We start from the raw sequence: 14,876 nt of genomic DNA, 5'->3' as shown, positions 1-14,876 counted from the left end.
CCAAGGATAGGAAAATCCGGCCACCGAGGCTCGTCGCGTGGCCGGATTGTAATAATCAGGCGGTCACCAGCAGCGCCGGCACACCTGGGTTGCTACCTGGAACGTGGTGCCAGGAAACCGATCTTGTCGTAGACCTCTGCCAGCACCTTGGTGGCGATCTCCCCGGCGCGCTCCGCGCCGATGGCCAGGACCCGTTCCAGCTCGGCGCGGTCGCTCATGTACTCGTCGTACTTGGCCCGCAGCGGGGTGGTAAACGCCTCGAGCGCATCCGCGGTGTCGGTCTTGAGCGCGCCGTAGCCCTTGCCCTCGTACCCGGCCACGAGCTTGTCGACGCTCTCCCCCGTCAGCGCGGACTGGATGACCAGCAGATTGGACACACCCGGCTTGTTCGCCACGTCGAAGGCGATGACCCCGTCATTGTCGGTGACGGCGGACTTGATGCGCTTGGAGGAGACCTTCGGATCATCGAGCAGGTTGATCAGACCCTTGGGGTTCTCACCGGACTTGGACATCTTCGCCGTCGGGTTCTGCAGGTCGTAGATCTTGGAGGCACCCTCCGGGATGAACCCCTCCGGCACCTCGAAGACCGTGCCGAAGCGGTTGTTGAAACGCTCCGCCAGGGTGCGGGTCAGTTCCAGGTGCTGGCGCTGATCCTCACCGACCGGCACCAGCTGGGGGCGGTAGAGGAGGATGTCGGCGGCCATGAGCATGGGGTAGGTGAACAGGCCGGCGGAGGTGCGCTCGGCACCCTGCTTGGTGGATTTGTCCTTGAACTGGGTCATGCGGGATGCTTCACCGAAACCCGTCAGGCAGGTCAGGACCCAGGACAGCTCGGCATGGGCCGGGATGTGGGACTGCACAAACAGGGTGGACCGCTCCGGGTCGATCCCCAGCGCCAGCAGCTGGGCGGCACCGGAGACGGTGCGGGCGCGCAGCTCCTCCGGGTTCTGATCCACGGTGATGGCATGCAGGTCCGGGATGAAGTAGAACGCGTCATAGGAATTCTGCAGGTCAATCCACTGTTTGACGGCACCCAGGTAGTTACCCAGGTGGTAGGAATCAGCGGTGGGCTGGATTCCGGAGAGGACGCGGGCGGGGGTCTGTGCGGTGTGATCATTATCCTGCGAAGTCATGGTTAGACAGTCTAGTCACCCGCAGGTGACAGACTGGGGTGAGGCGAGGTTAGCTGCGGCGGGGAAGCCGTCGATGCGCCTGGATTTTAAGATGACCTTTCCTCGACGGTCACCCGAAAGTTTGGGATTTTGCTCATCCGGTTGACTAAGCTGGTCGGGTACTCTTTTAAACGTAATTTTCATTAAGGGATGTAGTGTCGCGAACTCACAGCAGGTTGACCACGCCGGTCGTGATCATCGGCTCACTCATTCTGCTCGTGGTCTCCTTCGTGATCTCCCTCATGATGGGCCCGGTCACCGTACCGCTGTCCGATCTCGCCTCCTCCCCCGTGGTCACCGAGATCCGTGCCCCGCGCATCATCATCGCCGCCCTCGTCGGTGCCGCCCTGGCGGTGTCCGGGGCGATCATGCAGACGGTGTTCCACAACCCGTTGGCCGATCCCGGCATCGTGGGTGTCTCCTCGGGAGCCGCGGTCGCAGCGGTGTTGGCGATTGTCACCGGCGCCAGTTTCTTCGGTGAATGGACTATCCCCTTCGCGGCGTTCATCGGTGCCATCATCACGGTGGCGGTGGTCTATCTCATCGCCAGTTCCCGGGCGATGGACGGCCGGGGGGCTGATCCCGCCACGCTCGTGCTGGTCGGCCTGGCGATCACCGCCTTCCTGGGTGCGGTGATCTCCGCGGCCACCGCCAACGCCCCGCAGGATTCCGAGTTGCGGTCGGTGACCTTCTGGCTCAACGGTGATCTGGTGTCCCGGACCTGGGACCATGTGGGGGTCTCGGTGATCCCCATCATCGTGGGTCTGATCCTGGCGGTGGGTGCCTCGCGGGACCTCAACCTCCTGCTGCTCGGGGAGTCCACCGCGCAGACCTCCGGCCTGAATGTCGGACGCGCCCGCATCTTCCTGCTGGCCCTGGCGGCATTGCTCACCGCCACGGCGGTGGCGGTGTCCGGCACCATCACCTTCGTGGGTCTGGTGGTCCCCCACCTCATCCGCATCGTCATCGGCGCGGACCACCGGGCGCTGCTGCCCGCCGCGGCGATCCTGGGTGCCACGTTTGTCATCGTGGCCGACACCGTCGCGCGCATGCTCTTCTCCCCCATCGTCCTGCAGACCGGCGTGGTGGTGGCCTTCATCGGCTCCCCGATCTTCCTCTACCTGCTGCTGACGGTGCGCAAACGCAGGGGGTTGGGCCTGTGAGCGTGGATATCGCCGTGGAACATCTCGATGTCACCTTCCCCACCCACCATGCCGTGCGTGATGTGTCCTTCCGGGCACCCGCCGGTCGGGTCACCGCCCTGATCGGTCCGAACGGTGCCGGCAAGTCGACCGCCCTCAATGCCATCGCCGGCCTGGTCCCCAGTACCGGGAAGGTGCTGATCGGAGGGGTGGATGTGATGTCGCAAAGCACCCCGGAGCGCGCACGGCAGATGTCGCTGGTGCCGCAGAACACCGAGCTGCGGATCGGGTTCGCGGCGCGCGACGTGGTCGCGATGGGCCGCTACCCGCACCGGAAACGGTTCACGGCCGAGTCCGAGGAGGACCGTAGCGCCACCGAGGAGGCGCTCGCCGCCATCAACGCCCTCGACATCGCGGACCACCCCGTCAACGAACTCTCCGGCGGGCAACGCCAGCTCATCCACATCGGACGCGCCCTGGCGCAGGACACCGCCGTGATGCTTCTCGACGAACCCGTCTCCGCCCTCGACCTGCGCCACCAGGTGGAAGTGCTGCAACTGCTGCGCACCCGCGCGGCAGCCGGCACCACCGTGGTCGTGGTCCTCCACGACCTCAACCACGTTGCGCGGTGGTGCGATCACGCCGTGCTCCTGCACCGGGGTGAGCTCGCGGCCGCCGGCAGCGTGGCCGAGGTGCTGCAACCCGGCACCCTCTCCGATGTCTACGGGCTGCCCATCGCCGTGGACAGTGACCCCCTGACCGGCAGCCTGCGTGTGACACCGCTGCCCACCCACCCCGATCCACTGCTGTAACAAGATTGAAGGATGATCCCCCAGTGAAGAAGACCATCGGTACACCCGTGAAGTTCACCACCTCCCTGCTCGCGGCGGTGCTGTGCGCACCACTGGTGCTGACCGCATGCTCCCCAGCGGAGGAGAACCCCTCCGGTGGCGGGACAGGCACTGCCACGGCATCGGCCGACGTGGATGACGCTGAGGCGGCCTACCCCCGCACCGTCACCATCGACGACCAGGAGATCACCCTGGAATCCGAACCCACCCGCATCGCGGTGGTCACCCCCGAGGCGGCCTCCCTCGTGCTGCCCCTGGCCGGTCCGGAACGGGTGGTGCTCACCTCGGAGATGAACCCCGAGGACGAGGACCTCTACGCACTGGCCGAACAGGTCCCGACGAAGGTCAAACCGGGTGGTTCCGTGGACCCTGAGCAGGTCATGGCCGCTGATCCCGATCTGGTGATCATCAGTGCCCGGTTCGACACCGAGCAGGACACCATCGACATCCTCGAGGGTTTCGGGGTGCCGGTGGTCAACTTCGACATCGATGGGTGGAACGGTATCGACTCGATCATCACCCACATGACCTACGTGGGTGAACTCGTCGGTGCGGAGGAGGAGGCCGCCCGGGCCATCGCCGAGATCGAGGAGACCCGCGCCGAGGTCGAGCAGCCGGAGGAGGCACCGCGGGTGCTCGCCCTGATGCAGCGTGGCCCACGCCAGATGATCATGCCGGAATCGTCCATGATAAGTGGTCTGATCCGGGAGGCCGGTGGCATCCCCGTGGTGGATTCCCTCGGTGCGACCGGCACCGTCACCGCCGACCCCGAGCAGGTGGTGGCCATGAACCCGGACATCATCATCATCCAGGACTACCTGGGCCGTGGCCGGGAAGACTTCGCCGACCTGCTGAACAATCCGGCACTGGCGGAGGTGCCGGCGATTGCAGAGGACAAGGTCTTCTACGCCGACACCCGCACCACCGGTTTCACCGCCGGCACCGACATCACCCAGGGCCTGCTGGAGGTCTCGGAGATGATCCGCGCCTAGAGCGTCCGACCGGCCGGTTGACCGGCCGGTTGACCGGCCGGTTGACCAGCCCGCCTGAGGGCACGGACAAGGGAGGAAAAACAGTGGTGCCGCACCCTTTCCCATAGTTGGGAAGAGTGCGGCACCACTGTTTCAACCTCTCACCCGCACCGGAGCGGGGAGCCGGCCGCATTTAGAGCTTGCGGGAGGTCGGGGAATGGATGTCCAGGGCCACGCTGATACCCCACACGATGATGCCGCCACCGAGAGCGATGATCAGCGCTGCGACGATCGCCATCACGGCGTATCCAACCGCTGCCGCGTACCAGATACCTGCGGCCAGAATGACGGCGCCCAGGATGAGAAGAATGAATGCCTTGCCCATGTGCAATCCTTACGTTGTATTCCAACCGGGCCGAGTGCCCCACAGTTGATATAACTCAAAAAAGTTCCGGCTAACACCCTACCCTGTCCTATCAATAACAGAGAAAATCAGGGGTTTTCTTTCATAATCGACCCCCGGGGCCGGTGGCCTACTTCTTCCAGTTCCAGAAACGCCAGATCCGGTTGGTGGGATCACGCTGGACCTCACGCTCCTGGTACTCAAACACCGGCAGGGACCAGCCCCGCCACAGGGCGAGCAGTCGGGCGGTGAAGGCCACCAGCACGGATACGATCACCGTGGTGTTCTCCCCCACACCGAGGTACATCATGAGGAAGTACACGCAGGTGGCCAGCAGGGCGATGGAGGCGTAGAGCTCCTTCTGGAACACCAGTGGGATACGGTCGCACAACAGGTCACGCAGCACGCCGCCGAAGACACCGGTGAGCACGGAGGCGACCACCGCGATGATGAAGCCGTACCCCATCTCCAGGGCGATCTGCGTGCCGATCACGGCGAACGCTGACAATCCCACGGCATCGAGCACCAGGAACAGCACCCGGAAGTGCTGCATCAGGTAGGAGATGGACACCGTCAGGATGGCGGCCCCGATGATCAGCAACAGGAAGTGCGGTTTCTCCACCCACACCAGGGGGTAGTGTCCCAGCAGCATGTCGCGGATCGAACCACCACCGATGGCGGTCACGCAGGCGATGACCGAGACACCGAAGAGATCCATCTTCTGACGCCCCGCAGCCAGGGCACCGGTCATCCCTTCCGCGGTGATGCCGATCACCCAGAGAATTGTCAGCAGCATATTATGAGTAAATCACATTGAGGGGTGAATGATCCGACCATCGCAGATCATAGGCGGCCGCCTTGTCCACCCAGCTGCGCTCGGCGCGCTCACACATGGACTTCGTGGCGGCCTGGTAGTCGATGCGCCACCCGGCGTTCGTGTCGAAGGCCTTACCGCGGTAGGTCCACCAGGTGTACGGGCCGTCGCCCTCCGGCTGCAGGCGGCGTGCGACGTCGAACCACGCCGGGTCGGGGTTTGCTTCACGACGCCCCGCCGTCCCCACATAGTCCACCGCCCCGAAGAAGTCTCCCCCGCCGACCACCTGGGACTGCTCATCCGGGAAGCACCCGAAGACGGAATCCATCCAGGCACGTTCATCGGGCAGGAAACCGGATTTCTTCTGGTTGGTCTTCCAGTTCTTCAGGTCCTCACGACGGTGGCAGATATTCCAGTCGCCACCGATGACCATGTGCGGATGGGTGGCGGCACGCTCGGCGAGCACCTCGGAGAACTCGTCGAGGAAGTGGTATTTCTCATCCTGTTTGTCCGTCCCGGCGGAACCGGACGGCAGGTACAGCGAGGCGACGGTCACGGGCACCCCGAGCGTGGTGTCGGCGATGCTGGCCTGGATGTAGCGGCCGGAGTCGAGGAAGGAACCGAAACCGATGGAGACGTCGCTGAGCGCGTGGCGGGAGAGGATACCCACCCCGGCCCTGCCCTTCGCGGCGGCCGGGGCGCCGACATAATGCCACCCGGCCTCCAGCGCCGGCTGGAGGGCCTTCTCGGTGTCCTTCTCGCTGGCGCGGACCTCCTGGAGGAGGACCACATCACTGCCGGATTCCTCCAGCCACGGGATGAACCCGAGGTTGGTCTCGCTGCGTTCCTTCACGGCCGCCCTGATGCCGTTGACGTTGACGGTGGTGATCTGAAAACTCATGTTCTCAACCCTAACCCGCCAGCGGGGACCCTCCCCCATCCGCACCCCGCGGGCGGTTATGTCCGCCGGCGCAGCCACACCATGGGGAACCAGATGCCGATGGCGGCCGTGGCCAGGAGCGCGCCGGCCAGGGCGGGTGCGCTGTAGGAGTATCCGGCGGCGATCACGGCACCACCCATGGAGGCGCCCACCGCGTTGCCGATATTGAGGGCGGAGTGGTTGAGGGAGGCCGCCAGGGTCTGTGCCCGGCCGGCGACATCCATGAGGCGGACCTGCAGGGACGGCACCAGGGTGGAACCGAAGAAACCGACCAGACCGAAGTTGATGGTGCCGGCCACCGGGTGGTGGGAGGTGAAGTAGAAACCGATGAGCACCACCACGATGCAGATGAGCGCGAGCAGGATGCCGCGGTCGACATTCCAGTCCGCCAGTCGGCCACCGACATAGTTGCCGATGACCATGCCCACGCCGTAGGCCATGAGCACCACCCAGATCAGGGAGTCCGGCATCCCGGCCTGTTCAGTCATGGTCCAGGAGATGTAGGTGTACACGGCGAACATGCCGCCGAAACCGACGGAGCCGATGGCCAGCGTCAGCCACACCTGGCCCTTCTTCAACGCGCCGAGTTCGGTCAGGGGGCTGGTGGCGGCCATCCGGGACATGTGCGGCATGAGGAACCACAGCGACACCAGGGTCACCACGCCGATGGCGGTGACCAGCCCGTAGGCCGCATGCCATCCGAGGCTGGTGCCCAGCAGCTGTGCGGCGGGCACACCGATGACGGTGGCCACCGACAGGCCCATGCCCACGAATGCCACGGCCCGGCCGCGCTGACCCTCCGGTGCCATGGAGGCGGCCGAGAGTCCCGCCACGGAGAAGTACGCACCGTGCGGCAGACCGGCGAGGAAACGCGCCACGAGCAGCATCGTGTAGGAGGAGTCGAATATCGACAGTGCATTGCCCACGACGAACGCCGCCATGAGGATGAGCAGCAGGCGACGCCGGGGAATGCGCCCGGTGAAGGCGGTGATCAGGGGTGCACCGATCACCACACCGAGAGCGTAGAGGGTGATGATCAGACCGGCCTGGTCCTCCGTGATGGGGAAATCCTGGGCGATCATCGACAGCAACCCCATGGAGACGAACTCGGTGACACCGATGCCGAAACCGCCCAGGGCGAGGGCGGTCATGACGATGTAGCGGCGCGTGGAGGAGATCTCCGTCTGGCGGGGCACCCGGCGACGCTGGAGGCGCGGACCGGTACCACCACCGGCGGGTTCTGTGTGGGCGACCACCGTGACGGGGGAGTTTCCTGAGTCGTGCATGGAGGACACACTAACGGACGCGGTGGGGATTCTCTCCATCACCGCTGGTGGCTGTGGGCATCCCACCGGCCGAAATCAAATGTGACCTGCATCATTTAAAGTTCGCACACCTATCGTGTTAATGTTGGACACCCTAACCTAAGTAAGGCTCCACTAAGCAATGAAAGTGACCCTTGGACCATGCGACGATCACGCGGCATCACCGGCCTTCTGGCCGTAACCCTCACCCTGACACTGGCGGCCTGCGCAGATTCCGGCCCCCAGACCAGCGCCCCGGACAACACCCCGCAGTCGGCCGAGTCCAGCGACGGGACCTTCCCTGTCACCATCGAGCACGCCTTCGGCGAGACCACCATCCCGGCGCGCCCCGAACGCGTGGCCACCGTGGCCTGGAGCAACCATGAGGTGCCGCTGGCCCTGGGTGTCACCCCCGTCGGCTTCGAGAAGGCCACCTGGGGTGACGATGACGGCGACGGCGTCCTGCCGTGGGTTGCGGAGCAGCTCGCGGTCCTGGGCGCACCCGAACCGGTGCTTTTCGACGCCACCGACAGCCTCCCCTTCGAATCGATCGCCAACACGCAACCCGATGTCATCCTGGCGGCCTATTCCGGTCTGACCCAGGAGGACTATGACCAGCTCTCCCAGATCGCACCGGTGGTGGCCTACCCGGAGCAGCCCTGGGGCACCACGCTGGAGGATCAGATCCTCATGAACGCCACCGCCCTCGGGTTGGAGAACGAGGGGGAACAGCTCGTCGCAAAGCTTGACGGCGAGGTGGCCGCCGCGATGGACGCGCACCCACAGCTGCGGGAGACCACCCCGGTGTTCGCCTTCTTCGACGAGTCGGACCTGTCGCAGATCGGTGTGTATACCGCGCTGGATCCGCGGATGGGTTTCCTGCTGGACGCGGGCATGCGGCAGGCTTCCATCCTGGAGGAGTACGCCGGGTCCGACAGTTTCTATGAGCAGATCTCCGCCGAGAACCCCGAGGCCTTCGATGATGTGGACCTGCTCATCACCTACGGTTCCGGGGATGCCGCCGTCAACGCCGCGCTCCTGGCGAAACTGCAGGCTGATCCCCTGCTGTCCCGCATCCCCGCCATTGCGCAGGGCCGGGTGGTGTTCCTGGGTGAGAACCCCATCGCGGCCGCCGCGACCCCGTCGCCCCTGTCGATCCCCTGGGGTATCGACGAGTACTTCGCCACCCTCGCCGGGGGACTCGGCTAACCCACCATGACCACCGTCATCCTCTCCCGACGCCCGCTCCCCCTGATCATCCTGGGCGCGCTCCTGGTTGCCGCGTGCATCTGCTCACTGATGTTCGGCGTGCGGTCCATCGGCGCCGGTGACGCCCTGCACTCCCTGGCCGGACACACCGCCACCGCCGGGGAGGCCGCAGCCGCCAAACGGATTCCACGGACCGTGCTCGGTATCCTGACCGGTGCGGCGCTGGCGGTGTCGGGCACCACCCTGCAGGCCGTCACCCGCAACCCGTTGGCCGATCCCGGGATCTTCGGTGTGCTCTCCGGTGCATCACTGGCCGTGGTCACCGGCATCGCCTTCTTCGGCCTGTCCGCGGCGGTACCCACCATGATGGTGGCGGTCACCGGTGCGGCGCTGGCGGCGGTCTTCGTCTACACCGTGGGTTCCATCGGTGGTGCCACACCCCTCAAACTCGCCCTCGCCGGTGCCGCCACCGCCGCCGCACTGTCCTCCCTGGTCAGCGCGGTGCTGCTGCCCCGCCTGGAGGTGATGGACAGTTTCCGGTTCTGGCAGATCGGTGGGATCGGCGGCGCGGACTGGGAACGCATCACCCTCGCCGCCCCGGCGCTGGCTGTCGGTTTCCTCATCTGCTTCGCGTGCGCCCGCGGACTCAATGCCCTGGCCCTGGGGGATGATATCGCCGCCGGCCTGGGCGAGAGCGTCTGGCGCACCCGGCTGGTGGCCTCCGCCGGGGCGGTGCTCCTGTGTGGTGTGGCCACCGCACTGGCCGGCCCGATCGCGTTTGTCGGCCTGATCATCCCGCATCTGTGCCGCCTGGCCATCGGCACCGACCACCGGTGGCTCATCCCCGTCACCGCCGTGGCCGGTGCGGTTCTCCTGCTGCTGGCCGACACCGTCGGACGCGTGCTCACCCGCCCCGAGGAGGTCGCCGTGGGCATCATCATGCCGCTGCTGGGGGCACCGTTGTTCATCTGGATCATCCGTCGGCAGAAGGTGAGGCAGCTGTGACCACCACGATGCGGATCACTGGGTTGCGTCGACAAGCACGGACCCGGCGCGCGGCCACCACCACCGCCCTGGCACTGCTGGTGATGGCCGTGTTCTGCGCCAGCCTGATCTGGGGTGAGGTCATCTACTCCCCCACCCAGGTGTGGCAGGTCCTGTCAGGTGAGCAGGTGGCCGGTGCCAGCTACGCGGTGGGCACCCTGCGTCTGCCGCGGGCCGTGCTGGGATTGGCCGCCGGGTTGGCCTTCGGGGCGGCGGGTGTGGTCTTCCAGACCCTGCTGCGCAACCAGCTGGCCTCCCCGGACATCATCGGTATCTCCTCCGGTGCCTCGGCGGCCGGGGTGATCTGCATTGTCTTCCTCGGGTTGGGACAGACCATGGTCTCGGTGGTGTCACTGATCGCGGCGCTGGGGGTCGCGGTGCTGATCTATGTGCTGTCCCACCGCGGCGGGTTCTCCGGGGCGCGGTTGATCCTCATCGGCATCGGGATGGCCGCCATGCTCAACTCCCTGGTGACGTATTCCCTGTCCAGGGCCGACACGTGGGATCTGCCCACCGCCACCCGGTGGCTGACCGGTTCGCTCAACGGGGCGACCTGGGAACGGACCCTGCCCCTGGGGGTCACCGTCGCGGTGCTGCTGCCGGTCCTGCTCGCCGCACAGCGCAACATCATACTCCTGCGTCTGGGGGATGCCACCGCCACCGGCCTGGGGGTCAATGTCACCGCCACCCGGGTCATCGTCATCATCGCGGCGGTCGCACTCATCGCCGTGGCCACCGCGGCCTGCGGTCCGATCGCGTTCGTGGCGTTTGTCTCCGGACCGCTGGCCCTCCGGTTGCTGGGTCCGGGCGCCCCACCGGTCCTGCCCGCGGCGCTGGTCGGGGCACTGGTGGTGCTCACCGCGGATCTGGCCGGTCAGTACCTGCTGGGCACCCGCTATCCGGTGGGTGTGATCACCGGCGCACTCGGCGCCCCATTCCTTATATATATGCTCATCCGTTCCAACCGGGAGGCGGGATAATCCCATGACCATCCACCACACCCTCAGCGCGAGCGGGATCACCCTGGGTTATGGCGAGCGCATCATCGCCCGTGACCTCACCCTTGATCTCCCGCCGGGCCGGATCACCTCCATCGTCGGCCCCAACGGCTGCGGGAAGTCCACCACGCTGCATGCCCTGTGCCGACTCCTGCAACCGGTCGCCGGCACAGTCCAGCTCGACGGGGCGGCGCTGTCCAGCTACCGGGGTAAGGCACTCGCCCGGGTGCTCGGTCTGCTGCCCCAGTCCCCCACCGCCCCGGAGGGCATCACCGTCACGGAGCTGGTCGGCCGGGGTCGGCATCCCCACCAGGGGATGATGGGTCGCTGGAGCAACCGGGATCATGAGGCGGTGGCCCACGCCCTGGATATCACCAGCACGGCGGATCTCGCAGACCGCTGTGTTGATGAGCTCTCCGGGGGTCAACGTCAACGCGTGTGGATCGCCATGGTCCTGGCTCAGGAACCGGACATCCTGCTGTTGGATGAACCGACCACCTACCTGGATATCGCCAACCAGCTCGAGGTGCTGGATCTGCTCACCGACCTCAACACCCGGCTGGGCACCACCATCGTCATGGTGCTGCATGACCTCGGCCTGGCCGCCCGCTACTCCGATCACCTCATCGCCATGCACGCAGGCGCCATCTACGCCACCGGTACCCCTGCGGAGGTGGTCACCCCCGAGACCATGCGGGAGGTCTTCGGCATCCGGGCGCAGGTGATCCCGGATCCGGTCTCCGGCGCACCCCTGGTGCTCCCCCTCGGCAGGCACCACACCACCACTGGAACGGTCACATCATGAACACCACCACCCGGACCCGTCCCACCCACGCACCGGTGCGTGCCGCGGTGGTGGGCGTCGACAAGCTCTCGGCACACTTCACCCGCATCACCTTCACCGCGCCCGGGGTGGGCACGCCCGGCACCCCGATCTATGACCAGCGCATCAAGCTGATCTTCCCCGTCCCTGGCCACCCGTTGCCGGACCTGACCAGGGACTGGTACGCCAGCTGGTGCGCGCTGCCGGAGGACACCCGTGGTGTTATGCGCACCTACTCCATCCGCGCGCTGGACCTGGGTACCGAACCCGCGCGCCTCACCGTCGATTTCGTCTTGCACCCGGATCCCGGGCCGGCGGCGGCTTGGGCGGAGCAGGCGGCACCGGGGCAGGAGATCATCCTCGTCGCACCGCAACGGGGCGCGGATCCCTCCGGCATCGAATTCGCCCCCGGGGCGGCCACGGATGTCGTGCTCGCCGGGGATGAGACCGCGGCACCCGCCATCGCGCGGATCCTCGAGGACCTCGGGCCCGACATCACGGGGGTCGCCTTCATCGAGATCCCCACCCCGGATGACCTCTTACCTATCGACGCACCGCCCGGCATGGAGGTGCGTTGGCTGCCCCGCGCCGGTGCCGCCCACGGCACGCTGCTCACCCCCGCCGTCCTCGGGCACCTCGGGGTGGTGCTTGTCGACGACGAACCCCCCACCGCCGAACCAGCCGCCGATCTGGTGTGGGAGACACCCGGGTTCTCCTCCCTGGGTGAACAGGTGCCACAACCCCGTCCCAACAGGCACACCTACCACTGGATCGCCGGGGAGAGCAGCATGGTCACACGCCTGCGGCGTGCCCTGGTGAAGGATCACGGCCTGGACAGATCGCAGGTGGCATTCATGGGTTATTGGAGGCAGGGAGTGGCCATGAGGGGTTGATATCGCTTCCCTGAGGGTCCGCAGGCGTGCCTCACCCTGTATTCTTGATAGTTGAACAAAAGAGCCCACATAACAAGGAGACTCATGGCTAAGATCATCTGGACCCGCACCGACGAAGCACCGCTGCTCGCGACCTACTCGCTGAAGCCGGTCGTCGAGGCTTTCGCCGCCACCGCGGGCATCGAGGTGGAGACCCGCGATATCTCTCTCGCCGGTCGCATCCTCGCACAGTTCGCGGACCAGCTCCCCGAGGAGCAGAAGGTCTCCGACGCCCTCGCCGAGCTCGGCGAACTGGCTAAGACCCCCGAAGCCAACATCATCAAGCTTCCCAACATCTCCGCATCCGTACCGCAGCTCAAGGCTGCCGTAAAGGAACTGCAGGAACAGGGCTACGACCTGCCCGAGTACGAGGATGCCAAGGACCGCTACGCCGCTGTCATCGGCTCCAACGTCAACCCGGTCCTGCGCGAGGGCAACTCCGACCGCCGCGCACCGGTGGCCGTGAAGAACTTCGTGAAGAAGTTCCCCCACCGCATGGGCGAGTGGTCCGCCGACTCCAAGACCAACGTTGCCACCATGGGTGCCGACGACTTCCGCAGCAATGAGAAGTCCGTGATCATGGACGAGGCCGACACCGTGGTGATCAAGCATGTCGCCGCCGACGGCACCGAGACCGTGCTCAAGGACAGCCTCCCCCTGCTCAAGGGTGAGGTCATCGACGGCACCTTCATCTCCGCCAAGGCACTGGACGCCTTCCTGCTCGACCAGGTCAAACGCGCCAAGGAGGAGGGCATCCTCTTCTCCGCCCACATGAAGGCCACCATGATGAAGGTCTCCGACCCGATCATCTTCGGCCACATCGTCCGCGCCTACTTCGCCGATGTCTACGCACAGTACGGTGAGCAGCTGCTCGCCGCCGGCCTCAACGGTGAGAACGGTCTCGCCGCCATCTACGCCGGCCTGGACAAGCTGGACAACGGTGCCGAGATCAAGGCAGCCTTCGACAAGGGCCTGGAAGAGGGCCCCGACCTGGCCATGGTGAACTCCGCCAAGGGCATCACCAACCTGCATGTGCCCTCCGATGTCATCATCGACGCCTCCATGCCCGCCATGATCCGCACCTCCGGCAAGATGTGGAACAAGGACGACCAGACCCAGGATGCCCTGGCTGTCATCCCGGACTCCTCCTACGCCGGTGTCTACCAGACCGTCATCGAGGACTGCCGCAAGAATGGCGCCTTCGATCCGACCACCATGGGCACCGTCCCCAACGTCGGTCTGATGGCACAGAAGGCCGAGGAGTACGGCTCCCACGACAAGACCTTCCGTATCGAGGCCGACGGCAAGGTACAGGTCGTCGCCTCCAACGGTGATGTCCTCATCGAGCACGACGTGGAGAAGGGCGACATCTGGCGCGCCTGCCAGACCAAGGACGCCCCGATCCAGGACTGGGTCAAGCTGGCTGTCAACCGCGCACGTCTCTCCGGCATGCCCGCTGTGTTCTGGCTGGATCCCGCCCGCGCACACGACCGCAACCTGACCACACTGGTGGAGAAGTACCTGGCAGACCACGACACCGAGGGCCTGGACATCCAGATCCTCTCCCCCGTCGAGGCCACCCAGCACGCCATCGACCGCATCCGCCGCGGCGAGGACACCATCTCCGTCACCGGTAACGTCCTGCGTGACTACAACACCGACCTCTTCCCGATCCTCGAGCTGGGCACCTCCGCCAAGATGCTCTCCGTCGTGCCACTGATGGCCGGCGGTGGACTCTTCGAGACCGGTGCCGGTGGCTCCGCCCCGAAGCACGTCCAGCAGGTCATCGAGGAAAACCACCTGCGCTGGGATTCCCTCGGTGAGTTCCTGGCCCTGGCCGAGTCCTTCCGCCACGAGCTCAACACCCGCAACAACACCAAGGCCGGTGTCCTCGCCGATGCCCTGGACCGTGCGACCGAGAAGCTCCTCAACGAGGAGAAGTCCCCGTCCCGCAAGGTCGGCGAGATCGACAACCGTGGTTCCCACTTCTGGCTGGCCACCTACTGGGCCGATGAACTGGCCAACCAGACCGAGGACGCCGAGCTGGCTGAGACCTTCGCCCCTGTCGCCGAGGCCCTGAACAACCAGGCTGCCGACATCGACGCAGCACTCATCGGTGAGCAGGGCAAGCCTGTCGACCTGGGTGGCTACTACGCACCCTCCGATGAGAAGACCTCCGCGATCATGCGCCCGGTGGCCGCATTCAACGAGATCATCGACTCCCTGAAGAAGTAACCCCTTCTCCGGAGCCGACAGCCGACGGCCACGCTCCC

General features: G+C 65.9%; 14 protein-coding genes. 9 read left to right on the top strand and 5 right to left on the bottom strand.

Annotation, left to right across the window (positions count from 1 at the left end; all coding sequences use genetic code 11):
* Positions 1–92 precede the first annotated feature (92 nt).
* Positions 93–1,133, bottom strand: a complete 1,041-nt coding sequence (trpS, locus tag CE_RS03605) for a tryptophan--tRNA ligase (protein WP_006769625.1) — start codon at positions 1,131–1,133, stop codon at positions 93–95.
* Between the two features lie 194 nt (positions 1,134–1,327).
* Here trpS and CE_RS03600 point away from each other — a divergent pair, with 194 nt between their 5' ends.
* The 3 genes from CE_RS03600 to CE_RS03590 are packed head-to-tail and all read left to right on the top strand — an operon-like array spanning position 1,328 to position 4,157.
* The gene (locus CE_RS03600; protein WP_011075103.1) at positions 1,328–2,335 is read left to right on the top strand and encodes a FecCD family ABC transporter permease; all 1,008 of its coding nucleotides are present in this window, start codon (positions 1,328–1,330) and stop codon (positions 2,333–2,335) included.
* Positions 2,332–3,126 (top strand): ABC transporter ATP-binding protein, encoded by a 795-nt coding sequence (locus tag CE_RS03595; protein ID WP_006769628.1) that lies wholly within the window; start codon positions 2,332–2,334, stop codon positions 3,124–3,126. The genes CE_RS03600 and CE_RS03595 overlap by 4 nt, the downstream gene beginning before the upstream one ends.
* A gap of 23 nt (positions 3,127–3,149) precedes the next feature.
* The gene (locus CE_RS03590) at positions 3,150–4,157 is read left to right on the top strand and encodes an ABC transporter substrate-binding protein (protein ID WP_006769629.1); all 1,008 of its coding nucleotides are present in this window, start codon (positions 3,150–3,152) and stop codon (positions 4,155–4,157) included.
* A 172-nt stretch (positions 4,158–4,329) separates the two neighbouring features.
* Here the strand turns inward: CE_RS03590 and CE_RS03585 are convergent, their stop codons facing one another.
* From CE_RS03585 to CE_RS03570, 4 genes are all read right to left on the bottom strand, one after another.
* Positions 4,330–4,521, bottom strand: coding sequence for a hypothetical protein (locus CE_RS03585; RefSeq protein ID WP_006769630.1), 192 nt, complete (start codon positions 4,519–4,521; stop codon positions 4,330–4,332).
* 148 nt (positions 4,522–4,669) lie between these two features.
* Positions 4,670–5,335 carry a trimeric intracellular cation channel family protein gene (locus CE_RS03580; RefSeq protein ID WP_006769631.1) on the bottom strand — a complete coding sequence of 222 codons (666 nt, stop codon included), beginning with the start codon at positions 5,333–5,335 and terminating at the stop codon, positions 4,670–4,672.
* A 1-nt stretch (position 5,336) separates the two neighbouring features.
* Positions 5,337–6,254: an exodeoxyribonuclease III gene (locus CE_RS03575; protein WP_035109705.1), complete on the bottom strand. Its 918-nt coding sequence runs from the start codon at positions 6,252–6,254 to the stop codon at positions 5,337–5,339.
* A 56-nt stretch (positions 6,255–6,310) separates the two neighbouring features.
* The gene (locus CE_RS03570; protein WP_011075100.1) at positions 6,311–7,579 is read right to left on the bottom strand and encodes an MFS transporter; all 1,269 of its coding nucleotides are present in this window, start codon (positions 7,577–7,579) and stop codon (positions 6,311–6,313) included.
* A 180-nt stretch (positions 7,580–7,759) separates the two neighbouring features.
* Between CE_RS03570 and CE_RS03565 the strand changes: the two genes are divergently transcribed.
* The 6 genes from CE_RS03565 (at position 7,760) to CE_RS03540 (ending at position 14,838) form a co-directional block, all read left to right on the top strand.
* Positions 7,760–8,806: an iron-siderophore ABC transporter substrate-binding protein gene (locus CE_RS03565; protein ID WP_006769634.1), complete on the top strand. Its 1,047-nt coding sequence runs from the start codon at positions 7,760–7,762 to the stop codon at positions 8,804–8,806.
* A 6-nt stretch (positions 8,807–8,812) separates the two neighbouring features.
* Positions 8,813–9,811 carry a FecCD family ABC transporter permease gene (locus CE_RS03560; RefSeq protein ID WP_006769635.1) on the top strand — a complete coding sequence of 333 codons (999 nt, stop codon included), beginning with the start codon at positions 8,813–8,815 and terminating at the stop codon, positions 9,809–9,811.
* Complete coding sequence (locus tag CE_RS03555) at positions 9,808–10,830, top strand: FecCD family ABC transporter permease (protein WP_006769636.1); 1,023 nt, start codon at positions 9,808–9,810, stop codon at positions 10,828–10,830. Before CE_RS03560 ends, CE_RS03555 begins: the two co-directional genes overlap by 4 nt.
* 4 nt (positions 10,831–10,834) lie before the next feature.
* Positions 10,835–11,653, top strand: a complete 819-nt coding sequence (locus CE_RS03550; protein WP_006769637.1) for an ABC transporter ATP-binding protein — start codon at positions 10,835–10,837, stop codon at positions 11,651–11,653.
* The gene (locus tag CE_RS03545) at positions 11,650–12,564 is read left to right on the top strand and encodes a siderophore-interacting protein (protein ID WP_006769638.1); all 915 of its coding nucleotides are present in this window, start codon (positions 11,650–11,652) and stop codon (positions 12,562–12,564) included. The genes CE_RS03550 and CE_RS03545 overlap by 4 nt, the downstream gene beginning before the upstream one ends.
* An 84-nt stretch (positions 12,565–12,648) precedes the next feature.
* Entirely contained in the window at positions 12,649–14,838 is a 2,190-nt protein-coding gene (locus CE_RS03540; protein ID WP_006769639.1) for an NADP-dependent isocitrate dehydrogenase, read from the top strand.
* Positions 14,839–14,876 lie beyond the last annotated feature (38 nt).

This window comes from Corynebacterium efficiens YS-314, from assembly GCF_000011305.1.
Taxonomy (GTDB): Bacteria; Actinomycetota; Actinomycetes; order Mycobacteriales; family Mycobacteriaceae; genus Corynebacterium; species Corynebacterium efficiens.
This window is presented reverse-complemented; position numbering and strand designations above follow the sequence as displayed.